We start from the raw sequence: 25,052 nt of genomic DNA, 5'->3' as shown, positions 1-25,052 counted from the left end.
TTTGGAGCCGTAGCTCAGTTTGGTTAGAGCGCCTGCCTGTCACGCAGGAGGCCGCGAGTTCGAGTCTCGTCGGCTCCGCAATTGGAAATCCGTTCTTTGGAGCCGTAGCTCAGTTTGGTTAGAGCGCCTGCCTGTCACGCAGGAGGCCGCGAGTTCGAGTCTCGTCGGCTCCGCATATAAAAAAAGTGGCTGCCAAGAGTTTTGGCAGCTTTTTTATTTTTACTCATTCTTCCCCTACTAGTGCCTCATCACCCTTTCGAGCGACTTTATTTGTCATTTTGTGGTTTGTCCTTTTTCCGATTCTGAACTAATAAAAATATTATTACTCCAATTAACACTACAAATATTATTAGAATTAACAAATTTTCTGCTACGAATTTTGCTAATTTCTCGCCAAACGAAGCATCGCCCATCTCAATCATATTTCTTAAATCCGTTATAGCGCTTTCGATTTGTGACGCATAACTATTTGTGCAAGATGTGTTTAATTCCCGGAACTTATTGATTAACTCATTCGCTTGCGAAATATATGATTCCACTTCGACAAGATGCACTTTGTTCTCTTTATAATAGATTCTTGCAGAATCGAGAAACATCTGGTCTTTTTCGACTTTTTCGAGCGTTATCAAAAAATTATTCATTATTAATTCCGCAATCTGACACTCAGATTGGCTCAAAGAATCTTGCAATGTTGTAGGCACTTGACTAAACAATTCGTTATCCTGTGTGTTCTTTGGTAGAAGTCGCATAATTCGCTGCACAGCCAATTTGCTTTGTTCGAGCACATACTTAGTTTGAATGTTCTCCTCTTTAAGGTTCTTATTAACTTTTTGAAGGTGAGTCGCCTCTCTTTCCAAAAATTTCACTCTTTTAGTGAGCTGCTCGATTAGTTCTTTCAATTGAACATTCTCCGCGTAAAGACTGTCTCCTCGTGCAATCGATTCTTTCAGTTCTTCCGAAGTTTCGTCCAATTTCTGTTTTGTTGCTTCTAAATGTTGCTTGTTACGCAACCAGGTTTCGTATTCTGCTTTCTTATTTTTTGCATCCTGAATTGCTTTCAGTGTAAGCTTCTGATTAGCATTCCCGAAAAAATTCGGATTGAGCTGAATTGTAGCATTCAAGAACTCAATATCTTTTTGAGTTAAGTTCTCAGTTTCTTTCGATAATACTTTCTGAATATCAGAATAAAAAGTTTGAAAATTTTCACTTATTTGTTGCGCATTAATACTAATGAAACCCAAAAATAATATCATTAGTGTAATTTTAGCGATACTTCTCATTTTATTCTCCTGCTTTAACTGATTTATTAATTATCCATTTGTCTTTCTCATCATCGAAAACATAAAACCTTTCCCTTTTTTGGTCGTGAATTTTTAATAATTTTTCGTTGATTTCGAATATTGCTAATCCAAGATTCTTTTCAGGCAATTCAATTGACTTATATTTTGCAATATTCTTATTGTGAGGAATAATTAACCACATTTTTGCGAAGCTATTACTGTAAAGAAAGTACCTCCCGTTGTATTTTGCGATAGTAAATTTTATTCCATTTCTGGGTGATATCTTTTCTTCTTTCAAAATGTCGTTTAAGTAAATATTTTCACCCGTTTCAATCATCGTAACATAACAATCATCTCCTACCATAAAACTTTCTGGACATTCACCTTTCTTGCAGGACAGCCTTTGAGAGCTTACGCAGGTTAGACAAGTCTGCTCAAATTTTGTTGTAGAAACGCAACCAGCTATAAGCAAAGTTGCAAATAAAAACAGGAATAATTTTTTCATTTTGTTCCTATAATTGTTAAAAAAACAAAATTATAATATTTTATGATAGTTAGCAAAATGATTTTTGTAAGTATGATCAAAATAATTATATTGTTAAAAAGTCTAAGCTAATATGGTATTTTTATAGTATTTTTTGAGCGATCGCAATGAAAAATTTCTTTTATCTTATATTGCTTTTCAGTATGGGAATTATTCCCAATTATCTGTTTTCACAGGATTTCCAGCCACCTCTCTGGATGATCAAAGATTATAATCGTAATTTTTATGAAATTCAAGCTGACTTCAATAAATATTGGGAAGGCAAGGTAATTACAAAACAGACACCTCGTGAAGAACGAATGGGATGGAAGCAGTTCAAACGCTGGGAATGGTTCTGGGAGCAGCGTGTTGCCCCATCAGGTGTTTTTCCACATCCTGGACACACTTATATGGAGTATGTCAAGTATCGAGAGCGGAAATCAAAGCAAAAAGATAGAAAACAAGCCGGCGATTGGACTTTCCTGGGACCATCAAGTTCCTCCGGTGGCTATTGGGGACTTGGTCGCCTCAATTGTGTGATTGAAGATCCTCGCTATAATGGCATAACAAACAAAACTATTTATGTCGGTGCTGCAAGCGGCGGTGTTTGGAAAACTACAAACGGAGGGCAAAGCTGGACAACCACTACTGATGAATTTGCTGCCTTGGGCATTGCTGACATTGTAATCGACCCTGTCAATCCCGATATAATTTATGTCGCAACTGGTGATGGAGATGCCACCGATACTTATTCTTTCGGAGTTGTGAAATCTACCAATGGAGGTAATACTTGGAATTTGACTGGTCTCCAATATCAAATTACAGATTTTACAACTTGTCGTAGAATGGTTATAAATCCAAATAATCCCAATGTCCTATTAGTTGCTACAAATAATGGTCTTTATAGAACTACCAACGGCGGAACAAATTGGACATCCGTACAAAGCGGTAATTTCTGGGATGTAAAACTAAATCCTGCCGATCCAAATATTGTTTATGCTGCTACGACCAGCCAAATATTCCGTTCAACCAACGGTGGTATTAATTGGTCATCTGTTGCATCGATTAGTGGTTCTATCAGAATTGCCCTCGCTGTTACCCCAGCTGATAGTGCAAGTGTCTACGCTGTTTCTTCGAATAGTAGTGGTGCGTTTAATGGTCTCTACCGTTCTACTAACACAGGCAGCAGTTTCTCTCTTGTTTCTTCATCTCCAAATATTTTAAGTTCTTCATCTACAGGAACAGGAACAACAGGGCAGGGGTGGTACGATCTATCCATCGCCGTCGATCCAACCAACGCTAATATTGTATATGTTGGCGGGGTTAACATCTGGAAGTCAACAAACGGTGGAACAAATTGGTCGCTTAGAGCATATTGGACTAGCTCTTCAAGTGTTCAGACAGTTCATGCAGACCACCATATGCTTTACTTTGGTGACACAAATCGTCTTTATTCTGCTAATGATGGTGGATTAGATGTTTCTACGAACGGGGGTGTGAACTGGACTTATATTAGTTCAGGGGTTTGTATTACTCAATATTATCGTATTTCAACTTCCCAAACTAATCCAAGTGTTGTTTTATGCGGTGCCCAAGATAATAGTTCCAGCCTTATGACTGCTACTTCGTTTACTATGACTGAGGCAACAGGCGACGGTATGGATCAGGCTATTAATCCTTCAAACGGCAATATTATGTTTACATCCAGTTATTACGGCTACCTCTCGCGTTCTACAAATGGTGGTAGTAGTTGGGCTGATCTTACAAAACCAAACGACAACGGTGGCTGGGTCACACCTTACGTGATTGACCCAAACAACCACACAACATTAGTCGCAGGATATACCGGCGTTTGGAAATCAACTAATAACGGAACTAATTGGACCAAAATCTCTTCTTTTAATAATAGTACTAGTCTTAATGTAATTCACGTTGCTCCTGCTAACTCAAATTATATTTACGCTGGACATAATTCTGCTCTATGGCGAACAACTGATGGTGGCACTACCTGGACGCAAATCACTTTACCTTATTCATCGCTTTCCTCTCTTACTTCTCATCATTCTAATCCTGATATTATTTGGATCACTATGAGTGGCTATTCTGCCACAAATAAAGTATTTAAATCTATTAATGGTGGTCAAACCTGGCAGAACGTTACCGGCGGTCTTCCTAATGTTCCTTGCAATGTGATTATTTATCAGCCTAACACAGATAATCGGGTTTGGGTCGGTACTGATATTGGTGTTTGGTACCGTGGAGATAGTGACCCGAATTGGGTTGATTACAATGATGGTCTGCCGAATGTGATATGCAATGATTTAGATATCCAATATTCATCAAATAAACTTCGTTTAGGTACTTATGGTCGTGGACTTTGGGAAGCTACCTTGCCTGGTGCGCCTAATGCTCCTCCAACTCTTACTTCTCCACTCAACAATGCAAGTAACATTAACAAAAATTTATCTTTGCAATGGTCTCCTTCTTTAAATGCTGTTTCTTATAGAGTTCAAATTTCTACTTCAAGCAGTTTCAACAACTTAATAGTAAACTCTTTGACGACTAATACATTATTCAATGTTACAAACTTAAATTATAATACCCAATATTACTGGCGAGTGAAAGCATATAAACAAAACGATTCAACAGATTGGAGTGAAGCCTGGAACTTCACTACTCGTGTTGAAATCTATCCTACAACACTTGTTTCTCCTCAAAATAATGCTAACAATTACTCTACCATACAAACTTTTGTGTGGAATCTTGCTGAAAACGCAACTTCTTATCGCTTGCAAATATCAAACGATAGCTTATTTAGCTCAATCATAATCAATCAAGTGCTCACCGATACTTCTTATGTCTGGAACAACATATCTGCAAACGGTACTTTCTACTGGCGCGTTCAGGCATTCAATTCAAATTATACAAGCGATTGGAGCGAAATTCGCAAACTTACTACATTCAACCTTGTTACAATTCAAATTGGTTCAGGCACTTCAACATCGCAATTCCCGTACTATACATATTACCACGATGCTGTAACTTACTTGCTCTATACTTCATCAGAAATACTTACAGCAGGTGGGTTTGGCGGACTCATTCAATCCATTGGCTTTAATGTTACTTCTGTAGCATCTCAACCTATGAACGGCTTTACTATTTATATGCAAAATACCACTCTTACATCTGTTACTGCACCGGTCACTTCCGGTTGGACTTTGGTTTATTCGGTCCCATCGTTTGCTGTTAATCAGACTGGATGGACTAACCACGTCCTTAATACACCTTTTGCTTATGATACAACAAAAAACTTGCTTATTAAAATCTGTTTCGACAACACTAGCTGGACAGCTTCTTCTGTTGTGCAAGCAACAAGCGTTTCAGGTCGTGTCTATACAAGATATAATGATAATCACAGCAATACTTGTTCAACTGATCCTGCATATTCTACATCAACAAACCGTGCCAATATTAGAATTACAATTACTTCACCTTTGCAGCCGCCTATATTGCTCGAACCCGCTCAGTCGGCTTCGCTTGCTCACGATAGACCTACTTTTTCTTGGTCAACTGCAAACGGTGCTCAATCATACCAACTTCAGGTTTTAAATGCTAACAATGTCCAGCTCCTAAATATTTTTACCACTCAAACGCAATATCAAGCAAGTCCTTTGTTCTACGAAGGCCAAGTTACGTGGCGTGTGCGGTCAATTGCTGGTGCTGATACAAGCGTCTGGAATACGAGCAGCTTTACTATCACTCGCTCAACTATTACTCAAAGCATTCCGCTTGTTTCTGGCTGGAATATGATTTCTTCCTATGTTGAACCTGATAACCCAGCAATATCTAATATTTTTAGCAGTCTCGGAAATAGTCTGCAAATAGTTCGGGATGTTTTTGGACAGACATACATTCCAAATCTCTCCAATATGATTAATGGTTGGCAAATTCGTCAAGCTTACCAGATAAGAACTCTTTCCAACTCTACTTTGAATATACAAGGATTGAAAATTATTCCCAACTCCACGCCAATTGTTCTTAATTCAATTGGCTGGTACTGGATACCTTATTTCCGTACTGCCTCTATGCCTGTTTCCACAGCATTATCAACTATTAGTGGCAAATATCTGCAAGTTAAATCTATTACCGGCGAAGTTTATTATCCACCATTCATCTCAACATTACAAAATTTTGAACCTGGCAAAGGTTATATGCTGCGTTCCACCACAACCACCGGTGTGCTCGTCTATCCAGCAAATCCTCCAATTAAAACTACTTTAAATAATCCAATACAAGAACCGGTATTTTTCAAAAGAAACAAGCATATCACTGGAAAAACATCAGTTATTGTCCTTGATATTCCCGGCATAGATGATGGTGATGAAATTGGTGTATTCACCGAAGATGCTCTGCTCGTTGGATCTTCTGTGTGGTCTGATGCTTCTCGTGGTGTCGTTGTTTGGGGTGATGATGAATTTACCCTAGAAAAAGATGGTGCATTCGAAAACGACAGATTACAAATTAAAATTTTGGAAAAATCCTCTAATTCTGTTTACAATACCAATATCAAGTCAATTAATAATCTTGATAAATCACTACGTGAAATCACTCTATCATACAAAACAGACGATATTTTGCATATTTCAGGTCAGCTTACAAACCAGATTTCAGCAGATTTGCTAATCTACCCGCAACCTTCTTCTGGCAAAATTTCTATAAGCGTATTAGGCAATATTGATAATAAATGTCAAGTGATCGTTTTTGATTACAAAGGAACTGAGATTTTCAATAAATTTGTAGAAAGTTCAAATAACCGTATAGAGTTAGATCTTGTAGATATTTCTTCTGGAATTTATCAAATTATTGTTCTCGATAGTCGAAATATTTACAAAGATAAATTTATTATTGTTAAGTAATATTATCCTTAAATTTCGTATTTTTGTAATATTGAAATTTGGGGATTTGTTTTATGGCATTAATCATTGACGGAAAAAAAATTTCTGATGAAATAAAATCAGAAATTAAACAACGCACCGAAAAATTATTTACTGAAAAATCAACTAAACCCGGCTTAGCTGTTTTGCTTGTAGGAAACGACCCAGCTTCCTCGATTTATGTTAATAGCAAAGCCAAAGCTTGTGAAACGCTCGGTTTTAATTCTATTGTTAAACGTTTGCCCGAAGATACACCCGAAAGCGAGGTAATTAACATTGTCAATCAGTGGAATGCTGACCCATCTATACACGGAATTTTAGTCCAATTGCCACTCCCGAAGCATATTAATGAAACCAAAGTTTTACTTACAATTCAACCTAACAAAGATGTTGATGGTTTTCATCCTGAAAATGTTGGGCGTTTAGTAATAGGACTTCCTGGTTTTGTTTCTTGCACTCCTGCTGGTATTTTTGAATTACTCAAACGCTCTAACATTGAAACTTCCGGAAAACACGCCGTAATAGTCGGCAGAAGCAACATAGTTGGCAAGCCAATTGCAAATATACTTTATCAGAAAAAAGCCTTTGCTAATGCTATAGTTACAATTTGCCACACTGCTGCAAAAGATTTATCCTACTATACAAAGCAAGCCGATATTTTGGTCGCTGCTGTCGGCAAACCCGAAATTATTCGTGGCGAAGATGTCAAAGATGGGGTCGTCGTTATCGATGTCGGAATTAACCGCATTGAAGACACCTTAACTGAAAAAGGTTATCGCATTGTTGGTGATGTCCATTTCGATTCCGTTTCGAAAAAAGCCTCTGCTATTACACCTGTCCCCGGTGGTGTCGGTCCAATGACTATTGCTATGCTTATGTATAATACTTTACTTTCCGCTGAAGGTGTAGTTTACTGATGAAACCCAAAATTGAAATTATCTTTGAAGACCAAGATATTATTATAATTAATAAACCATCAGGGCTTCTTACTATTCCCGATAGATATAATCATTTGCTCCAATCTGTGATTTCTTACCTTAAATCAAAATATGACGATTGCTTCGTTGTCCACCGTCTTGATAAAGATACAAGCGGAATAATGGTGTTTGCCAAAAATGCCGAGGCTCATAGAAAACTAAACCTTCAATTCGACAACCAGCAAGTAAAAAAAATATACCACGCAATAGTTCAAGGTATTTTGCAAAAAGACGAACTCGAAGTTGACATCCCTTTGATTCAAAATCCTAACGGTGTCGGTGTTCTGCCTTCAATCCGAGGAAAAGAATGCCTTTCGATAATTAAAGTTATCGAACGCTTCAAGATAGCTTCACTTGTCGAAGTAAATTTAGTTACTGGCAGACAACACCAACTTCGTGCTCACGTTGCTGCAATTGGACATCCTTTGCTGGTTGATGATTTGTATGGCGAAAACTCAGAATTTTTGCTGTCTTCAATCAAAAGGCGATACAATTTGAAAAAAAATACTACTGAAAAACCTATTATTTCTCGTATATCAATGCATTCTCTTTCAATTGAATTCCGTCACCCTTCTAATAATGAATTTGTTAAATTTGAAGCAGTTTATCCAAAAGATTTCGAGGCTACCTTGGAGTTGCTAAGAAAATACGCAAAATTATAAATCAATATTTTTTTGAACAGTTATCTCTAACGTGTCGAGATTAAGAGCTACTAAATTCCCCAACGATGAATATCTATGATGATAGCAACATCCTCCATCAATTGTTATCTTGTCTGTCTTTAAAGAATTTGCTATCTCATCTATTGTCTTAGGTGTGTGCCCAACTATCATTTTCTTATTCTTTATTTTTTCTTTTTTGGGAATGGAATTTCTAATCCATAGCATAGTTGTTTGGTCGTCCAGCGGATTATCAATATCGAAATTTAAACCTGCGTGAACGAGAATATATTCATCCAATTCAATATAATTAGGCATTTCTGTGATGAAATTTATATATTTTATAGGTATTTCGCTCGTTTCAAAAACTCCGAAGCTATTAAGCGTTTCATTGCATCCGTTGAGTATCCATAATTCCATATCAGATAACGACTTCATCGAATCAATCATCATCTGCTCGTGGTTACCTCGCACAAAGTGTACTTTATAATCCTCAATTTTCAAATCCATCAACAAATCTAATACCTCTTTCGAACGCGGTCCGCGGTCAATATAATCACCAACAAAGTAAACTTCGTCGTCTCGCATTATTCTTAACTTATCAAAAAGCAAAGCATTCAGCGTTTTGTAACACCCGTGAATGTCTGAAATTGCGTACCTGTTTCCCATAAATATTATATTTGTTAGTTTAATACTTGTCTTAACGTTTATTGCCTTTATGTATTGTTTAATATACCTGCTTTCATATTGAAAAATAGTAACTTATAGATAATTTTCTTGTTAATTTTAGTAATTAGTAATATATTTGTAATTCTTTAAATTAACCATTGTAAATTTGTTTATTTATGTTTGAAAGCTTACAAGAAAAATTAGAATTAGCGTTAAAAAAGTTTCGCGGTCAGAACAAGATAACAGAAGAAAACATTAGCGAAGCTCTAAGAGAAATTCGTCGTTCTCTAATCGAAGCTGATGTTAATATAAATGTTGCAAAAGAGTTCGTAGAATCTGTCAAACAAAAAGCAATCGGAACAGAAGTTCGTGGCAAATTACTACCCGAACAACTGATCGTCAAAATTATCTACGACGCATTAGTTGAAACTATGGGTAGCAAAAACGCAGAACTAATGTTCTCACCACAGCCCCCAACTGTAATTCTTGTCGCAGGTCTGCAAGGTTCTGGTAAAACAACTTTCTGTGGAAAACTTGCCAAAAACTTACGCAAAAAAGGTCGTCAGCCTTTGCTTGTTGCCTGCGATATTCATCGTCCGGCGGCGATTCTACAACTTAAGCAACTTGGCGAACAAGTTAATGTCCCCGTTTTTTCCGAAGAAAGCAAATCTGCCGTCGAAATTGCACAAGATGCACTCAATTATGCTCGAAAATTTGCTCGCGACGTCGTCATTGTTGATACTGCCGGGCGCTTGACAATTGACGAGGAAATGATGAAAGAAGTGGCTGACATCGCGGCTGCTGTCAAGCCTACTGAAACATTGTTCGTCTGCGATGCAATGATTGGGCAAGACGCTGTTACTACTGCTCGTGCTTTTCACGAACGGTTGAACCTTACCGGTGTTGTCCTGACAAAACTCGACGGCGATACTCGTGGCGGTGCCGCTCTTTCGGTTCTGAAAGTAGTCGGCAAACCAATAAAATTCGTCGGTACTGGTGAAAAACTCGACAACATCGAACCATTCTACCCCGAGCGTATCGCTTCCCGTATTATCGGTATGGGCGATATCCTCACTCTTGTAGAAAAAGCCGAGCAAGAATTCGACCAAAAAGAAGCCGAAGCCCTGGAAGAAAAAATCCGTAAAAATCAATTCACTTTTGATGATTTTCTTGCTCAGCTTCGTACTATTAGAAAAATGGGCTCTCTGCGTGATTTGCTCGGTATGCTCCCCGGTATGGATAAAGCTATGAAAAACATCAACATAGACGACAAAGCTTTTTCCAAAGTCGAAGCTATTATCTTATCGATGACCCCAAAAGAACGCTCTGCTCCTAAAATTATCAATGGCTCTCGCCGTATCCGCATTGCTAAAGGTAGTGGTACAACAGTTCAGGATGTGAACAAACTTCTTAAACAATTTGAAGAGATGCAAAAATTAATGAAAAGCGTTGCTCTGGGCAAGCGTTCCAAATTCTTACCAAATCTCCCGTTCGGAGTTGGTAGCAAACGTAGATAATTTTTTAGTTAAATATTTTAGGATTTTTTAAAATGGTAAAATTAAGATTAAGAAGAAAAGGTAGAACTCATCATCCGATTTATGATATTGTGGCTATCGATAGTCGCAAACGTCGTGATGGTGCTTTTATCGAAAGATTAGGTTATTTTGACCCACATCAAAATACCAAAACCATTAGTATTGACCACGAACGTGCTGTCTACTGGCTAAATGTTGGTGCTCAACCTACTGATGTTGTCCGTCTTATTCTTAGCTACGATGGTGTGCTTCTTCGCCGTGCTTTGATGAAGCAAGGTAGAAAAGCAGAAGAAATTGAGCAAGAAATTGCTAAACACCGCCAAATCGTTGCTGAGCGCTACCGTCGCCGCAAAGAACTTCGCCGCAAACGCATAGAAGCCAAAAAGAAAGCTGAACAAGAAACTCAAAATCAACCACAAGAAGAAACCACAGCAGAATGATTTTACATTTTTTAATAAAAAAATCCCCAGCTCAATCAAGCCGGGGATTTTTATTTTCAATATGCTTATTGTTTCGGTGTCGAAACATATATTTGAACTGTTCTCGAAAGATGCCTTCCAACCGGTGAATCGTTGTCAAATATTATTTCGCTCTCGCCAACTCCGTATGTTTCAAATTTTGCCTTTACTTTCGATTCTAAATATTTCTTTACGTTATCTGCTCTATTTTGTGCAAGTCGTTTGTTGTAATTTTCGTCGCCAATTCTATCTGTATATCCAAAAATCTGTATTGTTGAATTTGACTTAATATTTGGTACTACGTGTTGATCTAATATTCTTTTATCAAATTCTGATACTTCAGGGCTGTCGAAATCGAAAAGTGTCAGCGAATATTTGTATATCACTCTATCAGGTCTATCTTCCGATACTTTCCTATTGAATGAATAGTATTCAACCGGAACAGATGCCGTTGCATATCTCGAAGCGCCAGATACTGTTTTTGCTGTAAAAGTATATTCGAGCGGAACTTGCGAAGGTGCTAATTCGTTTGGTGTAATTGCCCATTTTATAGGTTGTGGTTCGTTTTTCCCTTCAAACTTCTTAATTAATTTTCCCGCTTGTTTGATTTCCAAATACCAATCTGATATTGCTTCGTTCGAGCGAGCGTATGTAACAAACTCAACTAAATCGGGGTTCGCAATTCTACGTCTTTCGCTTTCGATAGCTATCGGTGCCAATATATCACTATTGGTGGTTGTGATTTCTACTCTGCGATTTTCAGCTACTCCATCGCCTACCTTTGGATTAGATGGTTTTGCCGGTTCTTTTCCTGCTACAGTCTGAATTCTTAATGGATCTATATTGAAGTTCTTTACAAGATAGTTCTTTGCATATTCAGCTCTTTCAAATGATAACTTGGTATCTTTTTCTCTTTGGTTATCTATTGTTCCGGTAATGGTTATTCTTGCGTTCAAATTTTGCTTCATTCTTTCACCAATTACGTCCAGAACTTGATTATTAATCACCATTGCATCAGGTGGAAGCGACTTGATCGAAAACTCACCTGTTTTTCCACTTGCTTGCAATACTTCCTCTGTTACTGGTTGAGATGTGCTTTCTGTAAAAAATACGTAAGGTAGAAGAGGGAATAATTCACCATATTGTGTTTCTTCTACTGTAATTTTTTGTAATGTATAGGTATTCATTTTCTTATCATAGTAACGTACTTCTTTGAATCCAACTTCTAATTCAACACCAGGAACGTCAACTACTTCTGGCACCTTCTTCTTACCTAAACCAAAAGTTAAATTCACCCCTAAACGTAATTGAGGAACAGTGTAACTATCCCAACTGCTGTTGCCTGATACCTTTGTAAAGGGTATTCTAAATGATGCTTCTGGCGATAAATATGTGCTTCTTCCAATCTGGAATGTGTATCCCGCACCCAAAGCTACTCCTAATCTGAAATTTTTATCGGGAATATCTGTTTCCGCTAAATTTTGATACTTGTAGCGTCCATTTAGTGGTATGCCAACTTCTGGACCCACATTTAAATACAAAGGCAAATTTCCGAATAAATTATGAAATTGAACCAGAGGTGTTACTTCTAAATAATCCATTTTTGTTGTAAATTTTTCATTGTTTTCTTTTAGTTCTCCACGAAATCCATTATATCCGAGCCGTCCTGATATTGAAATTAAATTACTAATTGGGAAATTAGCGATTATTCCTCCATTTAAGAAAAATTCATTGCTGTTTGTGTTGAACAAAGTTGTAGGATTTTGCACACCAGTAGGATTGACATTCGATGGCTGATGGAAATTTATATTTCCTCCTAAATATGGTCCAATATTGATTTGACCATTGTATGGATATGTTTGAGCAAACAATACACCACCGGAAATAAATACCAATGCCATAACAAAAAATTTCAATCTCGTTCTCATAATCTTTGCCTTTATAAATTGTGAAACAAAAAAAAAATATATTCGTTAATCTAATTATCAATTGTTGTTACGAAAAATATTGTTTATGGTAACATATAAATCAAAAAAAAATTAATAAAAAAGTCATTGTTGGTTAATAAAGGATTTATCTATGAAACGTTTAATTATTATTTTTAGTTTTACCTTTGTTATATCTATAATCTCGGCTAATTTGTTTGCTCAGGGTATTGATGTTGGTTTCCATTTGGGTCTCTCCACGCCAAACGATAAGATTGCAAATGTTTACAACAAAAGTCAGATTAAACTTAATGGTGATTCCTTAGGTGATTTAGTTTCCAAAGGGATGGATGCAGGCTATCATTTAGCATTCAAAGGGCGCATCGGTCTTGCAGATAATGCCGATTTATATTTAGGCTTCGGTTATCACAAATTTCCTCAAACTAAAATTGAGGTTACCGATCCTCAAACTGGAAAAGTATTAGCAACTTTGAACTCAACTACTAATATTATTCCCATCAGCGCAGGACTTAACCTCTATCCAATACGTTCGATAATTGGCATCTATGCAACAGGAGATTTATCCTACAATTATATTTCGAGTTCGCTTGATTACAAAGTTGCTGGTGTGGAAGTGCCACTCACCAAAACTCCTACCGATGGACGTCTTGGCTTTGGATTAGGTGCAGGAGTTGATTTGCCATTAGGTTTAATTCTTCTCAATCTCGAAGCTAAATATAATTATATCAATTTTATTGGCAAAGCAGACAAAGAAGATTCTAAAAACTATCTTTCAGTTGCCCTTGGCGTGTATTTCTAATTAAACAAAAAGCAGGGGAAAACCGAAAATGCCTGCTTTTTCATTTATATTTTAAGAAAAGTTATTTCGCTGAATATTTTCCAAATATATTCCAGAAATATTTCTCTTTTTCAGCTTGAATTTTAACTTGAAAGATCATTGATGTGTCTGTATCAATTCGTTCCAGCACTTCGTAGTTATCGTATAGATGAGAAACTAATTCAGATTTTTCATAAGGCAGACTTACTTCGAAAACATTGTGGAAGCGGTTGTATTTTTCTTGCATCAATTCCAGCAAACTTTCAATATTTATTCCTCTTTTAGCAGAAATAAAAATCGAGTCTGCAAATTCATTTTTCAATGCTCTGTGAATTGTTATATCATCAAGCATATCAACTTTATTGAACACCATTATTGTTGGCTTCTCGTTAATTTTAAGTTCTTCTAATGTTTTATTTACTGTCTGAATTTGCTCTCTGAATAACTTATGAGAAACATCGATAACGTGAAGCAATACATCGGCTTCCATTGCCTCCATCAATGTGCTTTTGAACGAAGCAACCAAATTATGCGGTAATTTCTTGATAAATCCAACTGTATCCGAAATTAATGCTTTCTGTCCGCTCGGCAAACTAAACTGACGAACTGTTGTGTCCAGGGTAGCAAAAAGTTTATCCTCAACATAAACGCCCGCATTTGTAATTGTGTTAATTAGTGTTGATTTCCCAACATTTGTATATCCAACAAGTGCGAATTTGGGCATTTCAGAGCGTTTTTTTCTCTGTTCCTTCTTCTGTAATTCAATTTCTTTTAGCTTTTCTTTCAAATTTTGAATTCGTAATCTAATTATTCGCCTGTCTGTTTCGATTTGAGTTTCACCAGGCCCACGTGTCCCAATTCCACCGTATTGCTTGGATAAATGCGTCCACATTCGGGTAAGTCTCGGTAGAATGTATTGTAGTTGTGCAAGTTCTACCTGTGTTTTTGCCTCATTTGTTCTTGCTCGCGTAGCAAAAATATCTAAAATTATCCCGCTTCGGTCAGTTACTTTGATATTAAGTTCTTTTTCCAGATTATTAACTTGTGCTGGCGATAGATTGTCATCAAAAATTATTATTGTGATATTGTCTTCTTTAACAATTTGTTTAACCTCTTCGAGTTTCCCTTTCCCAAGCACTGTGGCTGAATTTATCTTTGGCAATTCTTGATATATCTTATGGATTATTTCCGCACCCGCTGTTTCAGCAAGAAAAACAAGTTCATCAAGGTCTTCCATTGCTTCTTCTCTATTGCTGCCTTTTACCTTTACGCTGCAAGCAATTGCACGTTCCCTTTGCTCCTCTAATTTATTTTGTTTTTCAAGTATCATTTTGCTCAATAGTTTATTTGTAAAATACAAAATTAATGCAATTTGATATAATTACCTTAACTATTTAACATATAATCTGTCCCTTATCTTTAAATCTATAATTCAAATATTCGAATTTAATCATTCCAAATATTTTGGTATTATTTTTGTCTATTATTATTAAGTTCTTTAAAATTTATGTCGATATTTATGTTAAATAATTTGATGCGATAATATTGAGTTTTATTCGACTATTAAATATTAAGAAAAAAATAAAGCCAGAGACCTTCTATGAACAATTAGCAAAAGATGGTCTTCTAGTTGATTATTTAAATAAATTTTTGTCTGATAAAATAAACAACGATGAAGATTTCAAACGTGAAATCTTTGAAACCCTTCTTTTGCATAGCAAAGAACCTGTTGTTGAAGTCGAAAAATATTATATGGAGAAACTTATCGCCTCTTTGAGTTACTTTTTGGAGTATACGTCCCAATGGAAAGAACAAAATCAATAAGCCCGGAAATAGTTGGGCTTTTCGATAAAATTATTCAGCAAGCCGAAGAATATCATCGCGCTTTTGAGTTACTTGATAAAAAAATGAAAGATTTCGATGCTACAATTTCTCGTCTTCAAGAAATGGAAGCAAAAATTTCAAAAGATAGTGAATCCGCTATTAGCAAAATCAATACAAGTATTCTGGAATCTATTATTCTTCTGAAAAATAAAACCGAAGAAACAATAAAACTTGCTAACGATCTTGGCGATATTACTTCCTTCAAAAAAGAAATGGAACGCCTCAAAGACGACATCGTCTCTTTGCAAAATAATTCCGCTAAATTTGTTGAAGAAATGGATAAGGCGCTCAAATTCTTCAAAAAGAAATCTGAACTTGAATTAGAATCTACTTTAATTGGTTTGAAATCTAAAATTGAAAAAGAAGTTGCAATTGAATCCCAAAAAATTGAGCTTCGAATTAATATGCGTCTTAAACAATTGGAATCTGCTTTGGTTGGGCTTGACGAAAAAGTTAAATCTTTTGAAATTAATTTTTCTTCTGTTATCAAAAAAATTTCTCTTGATATTGATATTATCAAGCACGGATATTCATTGGATTTCGAACAATCGAATAATGATAACGATAAATTGACTAATCAAGAATTCTCTGATAAAATTTCTTCTTTGGAAAACATGCTCAATATACTTAATGATAAAATTTTTTCCCTTACTGGCGGTAAAATAAATTACGATAAAGGATTTGCCAGCAATGTCGAGCAAATAGATAAATTTGAAAACAAATTGCAATTTCTTTCAAGAAAAATTGACATAATTGAACAAAAAATTGCTAATTCGCAAAATAATACTTCAATTCTTATCGCTTCTATAGCTATTATTCTTGCTCTTCTTGCAATTGTTCTCAAATTCATATAAAAACCTTCGGGCAACATCTATCGGCCCGAAGGTTCTTTATTCTTAATAAAATAATTATATTATGGCTTCTCGTAATCTTTATTTATTATGTCACGCTGAGGAACAAATGTAGATAAGTTCTTTTCTACAAGCTTATCATAAATCATTCCAGTGCAACCGTATAATAAAGACTTAGCATCATATCCAAGAACTCTCAGAAATGCTGAAACATAGGCACTTGTCTGACCTGTGTAGCAATAAACAACAATTGTTTTGTTTGTTGGTAGTGTAAATAAATCCTTTGTTGATTTCAATGCTTCTTTCGGAGTATATTGCATTGCACCTGGAATATGCCCCGGATCAGCATAATGAGCAGCTGGCCAGTAATTTACAATAAAGAAATTTGTTAAATTATTGAAAACATCACCATTAGTTATTCCAACCGCATCAGCTCCAGTTCCAGAAGTAAAGCCTTTTTCAAACAAGAATTTCACTCTTTCTTCCAAGATTTCTTTTCCAGTCTTCTTGCCAGTGCTTAGTGTTGGAAGTGGATTCTTTGTTGTTGGTTTTGGTGTTTCTGCCGAAGTAAACTGTGCCACACGTGAATTGCCGTTTGCAACAACATTTTTGTAATTAGTAGCAAAATCATCGTGCCAGGAAGACATACCAAACTTCATCGATTTTACGTTGTTATAACCCAACAATCTTAATAATGATGTTGCATAACCAGCACTTTGTCCTGAATAGCATACCAACACAACATCTTCGTATCCTGCTAATTCAGTTGCATTTGTCTTGAAATAATTATACAGCTCAGGAATTAATACGTTTACCGCGTTTTTGATATGACCTTTGTCGTAATCTGTTTTTGCACGAACATCGATAATTTTGATTTTGTTAGGTGTTGCTGTGTTCTTGTTATAAACATCAATTGCGTTGATAATTGTAGGTGCCTGTGTGTTAATAAAATCACCACCAGTAGTTTCCAAATATTCGAGCAAAAGTTCTGCTTCTGTTTTTTTCGGACCATTATCATCATCGTCGTCCGAGCAACCTACAAATGTAAGCGACAATACAATTAATAGTACTGCTATTAATGAATTGAGTTTTTTTAAGTAATCTTTCATAAATATTTCTCCATAATAGTGAAACAAATAGTTAAATTTTTAATGTTATTTATTTAACACCCCAAGAGTTAGGTAATTTCCCATCGACTACAATATTTTTGCTTGCTTGTTTTTCCCAATCATACAAATCTGAATCAAACAAATATAAGTTTTTGTTCTTCCACACATCTCCATCTTTGTAAATATGGCAGTTAGCATAGCAAGCTTCGCCCTGAGCAACATTCGTCCTTGCAGTGCGCTTCAATATGTTGTGAGGACTTGTGTAATTAAATGTAGGTGCTGCTTCGAAATTTGCATATTGTGGAACCTCATACAAGCTCCAATTGTCTGGTGCTGCAAGTGTTCGACGAACAAGTGTAAATTTGTAGTTTTTCTTTATGTCGGGTATTGGATTTAATGCAATTTTGAATTCTAAATGCGATGTTATACGTGCGCCAGCGCCTCCAATATGGCAACTACCACAAGTGTTGTAGTTTTGTGAATGGCATACGTGGCAATTGAAATCATCTGCGTGAACCGAATGGTAGGTGTTCGAGCTTGCTATATTTTTATGGCAATCCTCGCATTTCGGAAGCTTTTCGTATGCATAGCGCTGGGTTACTTTCTGGCCATTCCCATGCAATTCATCTTTCTTATGGCAGCTCAAACAGTTAAATCCTGCTTTTGTCAGATGGACATCAGGTTGAGTGCCGCTCCCAACACCTAAGAATGCGTGGCCTCCACGTGATGAGTGACATACAACGCAAGTATTCATCATATCAGGTTCTTTGAAGTTGTGTCCCTGCGCCAATCCACCCCCTCCAGCATGTGGTCTGTTTACGTGGCAATCTCCACAGCTTGCATGGCAGATCGCACAGTTTTTGTTATATCCTTGTTGGTGCTTTGCTGGTAATAGTGCAAAATCATCCGCACCGCTCAATCCAGAACGCAGGCAAACTTTGCGTTTTTGCCCCCAACCTTGATGTAAATTATAGTGCTGATTGTTTGCATAGGTGGAGTGGCACTTCCCACATTTGGCAACTGCAGAATCTGATGGCGACTTAAGAAAATTTCCCGAATGGGCCGTTGCTTTATTGGCAGTATTATCAACACCATTGTGACAATCGGTGCACTTCATCTTTCCGTGTGCTGAATTTTTAAAACTCTGATACCCATTGCCACCCATATACACCCTATCATAAGGCTCAAAATGTGGTGCATCTCCTCCGCAACCGCCAACCGGAGTCTCGGTATCAGGAGTATACACAGCTTTCAGATGTTCATAATTAGTATGGCAACCTTCGCACGAAGCAACATTCTTTGTGTTGTTGGAAGGATTGTCCTTGTCATCATCCGAGCATCCTGCTATTATTCCACCTGTGAGTAAAATTAATACTATTAATAAATTTTTCATTACTAAACTCCATAATACTTACATTAATCTTGATTATTTAAAAAATTAACAATTTCTCATTCATTTTTAATTTTATTTAATCGTTTTTTCTTGTTGTTGTCAAATTATAATTAAGTTTAGAGTGCATAAAATAATTAATTAATATTAATAATTACTTCGTTTGTTAAAATATATAAATATTATTTTATTTCTCAAAACATTTTTTCGCAAATGTTGAGAAATATTATTCGATTTGCGCTCTTATATTTTTTTATTTTTTAGTTTATTTTGATTAATTTTATTTTCCAATTAATAATTAATTAGGTTAAATTATGAATTTACTAAAAAAATTATTCCTTATAAAAGTTCTGCTTATTCTTGTTTTTGTAAATTCATTCGCTCAGAGAGACCCATCTACTTCGAATAATATTAAAAAACACGTTCAATTTCTTGCCTCCGAAGAACTTGAAGGACGTCTCCCAGGAACAATTGGCATTGAAAAAGCTGCTAATTATATTTCTCAACACTTTGACAAAGTTGGACTTAAAGCTTTTCGCGAAAATTATTTCCAGCAATTCGATGTTAGAACTGGTATTAAGCTCGGCACTGAAAACAAATTTGCTCTCACTGTACTTGTAGAACGTCTGGGAGTGCCTGTTGAAAAATGGAAGCCTGCAACAAAAAACATTAGCGTTGAGGAAGAATGGTTGCCCGCCGCCTTTAGCGAAAATGGTTCCGTCAAAGGAGAACTCGTTTTTGCGGGCTATGGAATTTCTGCTGAACCTCTTGGCTACGACGACTACAAAGACATTGACGTCAATGGCAAAATTGTACTCATTATCGCTGGTAGTCCCGATGGCTCAACGGAAAAATCAAAATTTGTCAATTATCTTTCCGATAGATACAAAGCAACCAATGCTCGCAACAAAGGTGCCGCCGGAGTTCTCATTGTCAATCCACAAGGCGATTCTGCCAACATTTTGAAACCTCTCAGCTTGCAAATGATGTCCCGCAATTCTGGTATTCTCGTTGCTTACATCAAAAGAACTCTTGCTTTTGCACTTATGCCCAAAAATGTCCAACTCAATTTTATTGAAAATGCTATTAATAAATCTCAAAAACCCAATAGTTTTATTATCCCACATACGACTATTTCGCTAACTGTTGATTTAGTCGATGATTATAAATCAACAAGCAATGTGATCGGCTATGTCCAAGGCCGTCTCAATCCAAATGAGTATATTGTTGTTGGCGCTCATTACGACCACCTTGGGTATGGGCAACTTGGTAATTCTGCTTATATGGGTAAAACCCCGAAAATCCATCCCGGTGCTGATGATAACGCTTCCGGAGTTGCCGGTGTTATGGAACTTGCCGAACGCTTTACAAAAAATCCTGCCGATAAAACAATCGTCTTTATGGCTTTCACTGGCGAGGAAATGGGCTTGCTTGGCTCTACTCACTATGTCGAAAACAACTTTTTCCCGCACGAAAACACATACCTTATGATAAATTTTGATATGATTGGGCGAATGAAAGATAATAAACTCCAGATTTTTGGCTTGGGTTCGTCTCCGGTTCTGTCCAATGTAATTGATTCGATTTCTTCTATTGAAAATATAAGTATTATCAAACTTCAAGATGGATTCGGTCCGAGCGACCATACACCTTTCTACAAGAAGAAAATACCAGTTATGCACTTCTTCACCGGTGCCCACGCAGACTATCACAAACCCACCGATACTTGGGAAAAATTAGATTATGTCGCTACTGCTCGAATTGTTGATTTTGCCGAAAGTGTTGTTCGCCATTTTGCTTCTATTCAGCAGAAACCTGTCTTTACCGAAGTAGTCGATACAACAAGTCGCCCAGCAATGCGTGGGGGCGGTCCTTGGTTCGGGATTGTGCCCAACTTCGAGGAATCTCCACTTGGACTTAAAATTTCCGGCACTTCTCCCGGTAGTCCTGCTCAGGCAGCTGGTCTTAAAGAAGACGACATTATCACTTATATTGACGATAAGCAAGTTAAAAATTTGCACGATTTTATGTATATTATCGGCGAATATAAAGCAGGCGATACAGTCAAAGTTCGAGTTATTAGAAATAATAAAGAAATGTCTTTCAATGTTACTCTTGCTAATAGGAATAAACAATAATGAGTCTTTCAATTGTTTTTATGGGAACGCCCGAATTTGCTGTCCCTACTCTTATTGAATTGAATAAGAAATATAACGTTAAAGCAGTTGTAACCGCAACCGATAAGCCTCAGGGTCGTGGGCATAAAGTTTTACCTTCCCCAGTAAAAAAAACTGCTCTGGAGCTTGATTTGCTGGTCCTACAACCCGACAAACTTAATAATACCGATTTTATCGAAACTCTTAAAACAATAAATCCAGATATTATTGTTGTTGTTGCTTTTAGAATTTTGCCAAAAGAGGTTTTCACTATACCTCATCTCGGTTGTTTTAATATTCACGCAAGTTTACTGCCAAAATATCGTGGGGCTGCTCCAATCAATTGGGCAATTATCAATGGGGAAAAAATTACGGGTCTAACTTCTTTTTTAATTAAAGAAAAAGTTGATACAGGCAATATTTTGCTTCAAACTGTTATTCCTATTCCAGAAGGTGCTACTGCAGGAGATTTACATGATTTAATGGCACCATTAGCCGCTCGTCTCGCTATCGATACTTGCGAACTCCTTGCCAAAGGCAACTTTAAGCCAATTCCCCAAGACGAAAGCCTTGCTACTTCGGCTCCTAAAATTTTTAGCCATAATGCCAAAATTAACTTTGATGATTATGCCGAATTAGTTCGCAATTTTATTCACGGTTATTCGCCTGTCCCAGGTGCCTGGACAATTTTCGAAGACAAAAAAATGAAAATTTTCCGTGCTGACTACGAAAAATGTAATTGTTCGGTGAATGATGTTTTTTTAGGTTTGGAAAAACCCGGTGAATTTTTGATTGAGAAAGGTCTGTTTTGCGTTAAATGCAAAACTGGATTTATCTTTATAAAAGAACTGCAAATTGAAGGTAAAAAAATTACTAATGTAACCGATTTTATTAATGGATACAAAGGCGAAAAAAAAGGATGTTTCAATAATTTCTGATTAATATGGAGAAATCTTTGAAAAATAAAAAAATTGTTGTTGGCGTTACAGGTTCAATTGCTGCATATAAATCAGCTTTGCTTGTGCGTGAACTTATCAAAGCTGGTGCAGAAGTGCAAGTTGTTATGACTCCCGCCGCTACAAAGTTCATTACAACAACCACACTTGAAAGCCTTAGCCGTCACCCTGTTGTAGTAGAGATGTTCGAAGATATTAAGCAAACAAGCGGTGCTTGGCACGTTCAACTTGCCCAATGGGCTGATCTGATGATTATTGCTCCTTGCTCGGCTACCACGCTTTCTAAAGTTGCGAATGGATTAAGCGATACAGCTCTCGTTTGCGTTGCGATGGCTCTGCCACCAGAAAAACCATTGCTTATTGCTCCTGCTATGGATTTCGATATGTGGCAGCATCCAGCCACTCAAAATAATATCCGTATTCTCAAATCCTTTGGATATACAATTATTCCTCCTGCCGAAGGTGAACTTGCCAGTGGGCTCATCGGTCCAGGTCGCTTGCCTGACATCCCTGTTTTGATGGACCGTATTTTCAAATCGCTCGACAACCTGGAAAATCAATCTGAGATTAATCTTGACAATAATATTAGCAATTTGAACGAAAAACCGCTCGAATCAATTGACGAAAGCCTCGAAAAAGACAAATGGAATACCGAACTTGAACTCGAAATGCTTAAAAAGAAAATGCAGTTGCAGACTTTCGATAAGTTGAAGGGAAAGAAAATACTCATTACAGCAGGTCCTACAATCGAAAAAATCGATAGCGTTCGATTTATTTCTAATTTCTCCACAGGAAAAATGGGCTTTGCTCTTGCTAATTTTGCTGCTGAAATTGGGGCAGAAATTATTTTGATTTCCGGTCCAACCCAGCTCGAACCTCCTACAAAGTGCAACTTTATTTTAGTCCAATCAGCTGAGGAAATGTATCAGGAAGTTATGAAATATTTCCAAAACATTGATATTGCAATATTTTCCGCCGCAGTCGCTGATTTCACTCCAAAAATCAAATTTGAACATAAAATGAAAAAAGAAGAGGTAGGGGAGAGCGTTGCCATTGAACTTGTTCGCACAAAAGATATTCTTGCTAAAGCAGGTAAATCAAAAACTCACCAATTTATCGTTGGATTTGCTCTCGAAACAGATAACCTTCTCGAAAATGCCAAACGTAAACTCCAAGAAAAAAATTGTGACTTAATTGTTGCCAATTTAGCGAATGTTCCCGATAGTGGATTTGGCGGTGATAAAAACACCATTACAATTATTGATAAATTTGGCAAAGAAACAAAATTTATGCCTTTACCCAAACTTCAAGCAGCAAAAGAAATTCTAAAAGCAATTGCCGAACGAATTTAGTTGTTCGGCATTTGCCAAAGTATCTTTATTCCTGCTCCAATTTCAGAATTATGTAGATATTTGCCTTTTTTCTGGTCTATTTCATCTGCAAGTAAAGAAAATATATTAGCACCAGCTCCTTTTGCATAAAAAGGAACAAGCGCATTTGTATGGCTTATAGAATTAAACTGCATATCTGGCATTTTACCTCTTCCGTTGTTCTTTATAGGTTTATCAAACGGTTTGGCTTTTTCTTGGTCTATTCCCGTCAGATAGCCAGTTTCGTGGTCCGCTGTAATAATCAACAGTGTTTCATCCCAACTACTGTTTCTTTCTACCCAACCTATTACACTATCAATTGCAATAAAGAAATCAACTGTTTCCTCAATTAAACGTCCTTTTTGATTTCCGTGACAAGCCCAATCAATTGCTCCACCTTCTATCATCAGGAAAAAACCTTGCTTATTTTGATTTAGAGTGTTTAGCGCTGCTAGTGAAACCGTTGCTAAATCAGGAACATTCTTGTTGAATGGAACTTCGTAAGCATCTTCCATTGCCTGACCTTTGCCTTCGAAATATGACTTGTCATCCGTTGTCTTCCTTCTTTGTTGGAATGTTTCAGCAACTTGTGCCACTCCAAGCAATCTTTTAGGAATAAATTCTCCACATGCAATTTTCTCAAAATCTTGCTTCTTCTCGACAAAATACCAGGCGTCAGGAACGTTGTCCCCATCAATATCTGCGACAGTCTTCTTCTTTCCATTAACAATAAATTCAGTTGATTTTTGGGTTAATCCTATCCATATCAGACTATCACCAACATATTTGAAAGTTTTTGCTTGGGATAATCGCTCACCATCATGATTGTAATATGGGTGACCTGCTCCAATAATAACATCAACTTTGCTGTCCAAAAGCATTTCTTTTGCAATTTCTGAATAGTTGTTCCTGTGTTCGTTGTGAGCAACAAATACAGCTGGCGTTGCGTGGCTCCACATTACAGTAGTTACAACTCCCGCAGATTTTTGCAACTTTTTGGCAACTTCTGATAAATTTTCAATTGGCTTTTTATTTATATCCATACCAATTGCACCATTATAGGTTTTTTCGCCACAAGCAATCGCAGTTCCCGATGCTCCCGAACAAGTATATTGCTTTTGTATCCACGAATAATCACCCCAAGCTTCCTTTGTATTGTATCCTATGCTCCAATCTAAATCAGAGTCTTCACCTTTTAGCCCTGCTTTTGCTGCATAAGTCGATGCAAACAATTTTATTGGAAACTTATGAAAGCTCTGGGAATTATCATCTCCACGTAGATAGTAGCTTGCAGCTTTTACCTGATTTTCGCCCATTCCGTCGCCTATCATTATAATCACATTTTTAGGCTTTTGGATTTGAGCAAAAGAAAAATTAATCGTAATTACAAAAATTAAAGTTATCTGAAAGTATAATAATAATTTTTTCATTCCCAAACCTCCATAAATGAATACTTCAATTGACGTTGTTTTTCTCAATTATTTTTAATACATAGCCTATTATTTATAAATCCATACAAATATTTCGTTTATTAAATA

At 36.6% G+C, this 25,052-nt stretch carries 19 protein-coding genes and 2 tRNA genes; 13 read left to right on the top strand and 8 right to left on the bottom strand.

Annotated elements, in window-relative coordinates:
• The first annotated feature begins 3 nt into the window (after window positions 1-3).
• Both AC6QZF_RS00940 and AC6QZF_RS00935 read left to right on the top strand, forming a co-directional pair.
• Window positions 4-78: transfer RNA gene (locus tag AC6QZF_RS00940), tRNA-Asp, on the top strand.
• Between the two features lie 20 nt (window positions 79-98).
• A tRNA-Asp gene (locus tag AC6QZF_RS00935) sits at window positions 99-173 on the top strand.
• A gap of 93 nt (window positions 174-266) precedes the next feature.
• Here AC6QZF_RS00935 and AC6QZF_RS00930 read toward each other — a convergent pair.
• Together AC6QZF_RS00930 and AC6QZF_RS00925 are read right to left on the bottom strand one after the other, a co-directional pair.
• The gene (locus AC6QZF_RS00930) at window positions 267-1,280 is read right to left on the bottom strand and encodes a hypothetical protein (protein WP_499798010.1); all 1,014 of its coding nucleotides are present in this window, start codon (window positions 1,278-1,280) and stop codon (window positions 267-269) included.
• 1 nt (window position 1,281) lies between these two features.
• The gene (locus tag AC6QZF_RS00925; RefSeq protein ID WP_499798009.1) at window positions 1,282-1,785 is read right to left on the bottom strand and encodes a hypothetical protein; all 504 of its coding nucleotides are present in this window, start codon (window positions 1,783-1,785) and stop codon (window positions 1,282-1,284) included.
• A 146-nt stretch (window positions 1,786-1,931) separates the two neighbouring features.
• Between AC6QZF_RS00925 and AC6QZF_RS00920 the strand changes: the two genes are divergently transcribed.
• Genes AC6QZF_RS00920 through AC6QZF_RS00910 form a run of 3 tightly spaced genes read left to right on the top strand, consistent with a single transcriptional unit; the run spans window position 1,932 to window position 8,376 of the window.
• Window positions 1,932-6,719, top strand: a complete 4,788-nt coding sequence (locus AC6QZF_RS00920; protein ID WP_499798008.1) for a VPS10 domain-containing protein — start codon at window positions 1,932-1,934, stop codon at window positions 6,717-6,719.
• Window positions 6,720-6,772: 53 nt separating this feature from the next.
• Complete coding sequence (folD, locus tag AC6QZF_RS00915; protein WP_499798007.1) at window positions 6,773-7,654, top strand: bifunctional methylenetetrahydrofolate dehydrogenase/methenyltetrahydrofolate cyclohydrolase FolD; 882 nt, start codon at window positions 6,773-6,775, stop codon at window positions 7,652-7,654.
• Window positions 7,654-8,376, top strand: coding sequence for an RluA family pseudouridine synthase (locus tag AC6QZF_RS00910; protein ID WP_499798006.1), 723 nt, complete (start codon window positions 7,654-7,656; stop codon window positions 8,374-8,376). Before folD ends, AC6QZF_RS00910 begins: the two co-directional genes overlap by 1 nt.
• Here the strand turns inward: AC6QZF_RS00910 and AC6QZF_RS00905 are convergent.
• Window positions 8,371-9,042 (bottom strand): metallophosphoesterase family protein, encoded by a 672-nt coding sequence (locus tag AC6QZF_RS00905; RefSeq protein ID WP_499798005.1) that lies wholly within the window; start codon window positions 9,040-9,042, stop codon window positions 8,371-8,373. The genes AC6QZF_RS00910 and AC6QZF_RS00905 overlap by 6 nt on opposite strands.
• Before the next feature lie 176 nt (window positions 9,043-9,218).
• Here AC6QZF_RS00905 and ffh point away from each other — a divergent pair, with 176 nt between their 5' ends.
• The gene (ffh, locus tag AC6QZF_RS00900) at window positions 9,219-10,559 is read left to right on the top strand and encodes a signal recognition particle protein (RefSeq protein ID WP_499798004.1); all 1,341 of its coding nucleotides are present in this window, start codon (window positions 9,219-9,221) and stop codon (window positions 10,557-10,559) included.
• Window positions 10,560-10,591: 32 nt separating this feature from the next.
• Entirely contained in the window at window positions 10,592-11,017 is a 426-nt protein-coding gene (rpsP, locus tag AC6QZF_RS00895) for a 30S ribosomal protein S16 (protein ID WP_499798003.1), read from the top strand.
• A 65-nt stretch (window positions 11,018-11,082) separates the two neighbouring features.
• Here the strand turns inward: rpsP and AC6QZF_RS00890 are convergent, their stop codons facing one another.
• Window positions 11,083-12,963 (bottom strand): OmpA family protein, encoded by a 1,881-nt coding sequence (locus AC6QZF_RS00890; protein ID WP_499798002.1) that lies wholly within the window; start codon window positions 12,961-12,963, stop codon window positions 11,083-11,085.
• 151 nt (window positions 12,964-13,114) lie between these two features.
• Here AC6QZF_RS00890 and AC6QZF_RS00885 point away from each other — a divergent pair, with 151 nt between their 5' ends.
• Window positions 13,115-13,780: an outer membrane beta-barrel protein gene (locus AC6QZF_RS00885; protein WP_499798001.1), complete on the top strand. Its 666-nt coding sequence runs from the start codon at window positions 13,115-13,117 to the stop codon at window positions 13,778-13,780.
• A gap of 61 nt (window positions 13,781-13,841) precedes the next feature.
• On the opposite strand, the gene hflX is transcribed toward AC6QZF_RS00885, so the two are convergent.
• The gene (gene hflX / locus AC6QZF_RS00880) at window positions 13,842-15,128 is read right to left on the bottom strand and encodes a GTPase HflX (protein ID WP_499798000.1); all 1,287 of its coding nucleotides are present in this window, start codon (window positions 15,126-15,128) and stop codon (window positions 13,842-13,844) included.
• Window positions 15,129-15,343: 215 nt separating this feature from the next.
• Between hflX and AC6QZF_RS00875 the strand changes: the two genes are divergently transcribed.
• Together AC6QZF_RS00875 and AC6QZF_RS00870 are read left to right on the top strand one after the other, a co-directional pair.
• Window positions 15,344-15,622 (top strand): hypothetical protein, encoded by a 279-nt coding sequence (locus AC6QZF_RS00875; RefSeq protein ID WP_499797999.1) that lies wholly within the window; start codon window positions 15,344-15,346, stop codon window positions 15,620-15,622.
• Window positions 15,601-16,536 (top strand): hypothetical protein, encoded by a 936-nt coding sequence (locus AC6QZF_RS00870; RefSeq protein WP_499797998.1) that lies wholly within the window; start codon window positions 15,601-15,603, stop codon window positions 16,534-16,536. Before AC6QZF_RS00875 ends, AC6QZF_RS00870 begins: the two co-directional genes overlap by 22 nt.
• A 59-nt stretch (window positions 16,537-16,595) precedes the next feature.
• Here AC6QZF_RS00870 and AC6QZF_RS00865 read toward each other — a convergent pair whose 3' ends face one another.
• Both AC6QZF_RS00865 and AC6QZF_RS00860 read right to left on the bottom strand, forming a co-directional pair.
• Window positions 16,596-17,642 carry a rhodanese-like domain-containing protein gene (locus tag AC6QZF_RS00865; RefSeq protein WP_499797997.1) on the bottom strand — a complete coding sequence of 349 codons (1,047 nt, stop codon included), beginning with the start codon at window positions 17,640-17,642 and terminating at the stop codon, window positions 16,596-16,598.
• A gap of 49 nt (window positions 17,643-17,691) precedes the next feature.
• Window positions 17,692-19,035 (bottom strand): hypothetical protein, encoded by a 1,344-nt coding sequence (locus AC6QZF_RS00860; protein WP_499797996.1) that lies wholly within the window; start codon window positions 19,033-19,035, stop codon window positions 17,692-17,694.
• Window positions 19,036-19,346: 311 nt separating this feature from the next.
• On the opposite strand from AC6QZF_RS00860, the gene AC6QZF_RS00855 reads away from it, so the two are divergent.
• The 3 genes from AC6QZF_RS00855 to coaBC are packed head-to-tail and all read left to right on the top strand — an operon-like array spanning window position 19,347 to window position 23,496.
• Window positions 19,347-21,170, top strand: a complete 1,824-nt coding sequence (locus AC6QZF_RS00855) for a M28 family peptidase (RefSeq protein WP_499797995.1) — start codon at window positions 19,347-19,349, stop codon at window positions 21,168-21,170.
• On the top strand, window positions 21,170-22,126 hold the full coding sequence (fmt, locus tag AC6QZF_RS00850) for a methionyl-tRNA formyltransferase (RefSeq protein ID WP_499797994.1): 957 nt from the start codon (window positions 21,170-21,172) through the stop codon (window positions 22,124-22,126). The genes AC6QZF_RS00855 and fmt overlap by 1 nt, the downstream gene beginning before the upstream one ends.
• Window positions 22,127-22,143: 17 nt before the next feature.
• A complete protein-coding gene (gene coaBC / locus AC6QZF_RS00845; protein WP_499797993.1) occupies window positions 22,144-23,496 on the top strand; it encodes a bifunctional phosphopantothenoylcysteine decarboxylase/phosphopantothenate--cysteine ligase CoaBC in 1,353 nt (450 codons plus the stop codon).
• Here coaBC and AC6QZF_RS00840 read toward each other — a convergent pair.
• Entirely contained in the window at window positions 23,493-24,944 is a 1,452-nt protein-coding gene (locus AC6QZF_RS00840) for an alkaline phosphatase (protein ID WP_499797992.1), read from the bottom strand. The two genes, coaBC and AC6QZF_RS00840, sit on opposite strands and share 4 nt — an antisense overlap.
• Window positions 24,945-25,052: the final 108 nt, after the last annotated feature.

The sequence above is a fragment of the Eximiradius sp. genome (genome assembly GCA_937127445.1).
In the GTDB taxonomy this organism is placed as follows: Bacteria; Bacteroidota; Ignavibacteria; order Kapaibacteriales; family UBA2268; genus JAKIZO01.
Note: the sequence above shows the minus strand (reverse complement) of the source record. Positions and strands in the feature narration are given on the sequence as shown.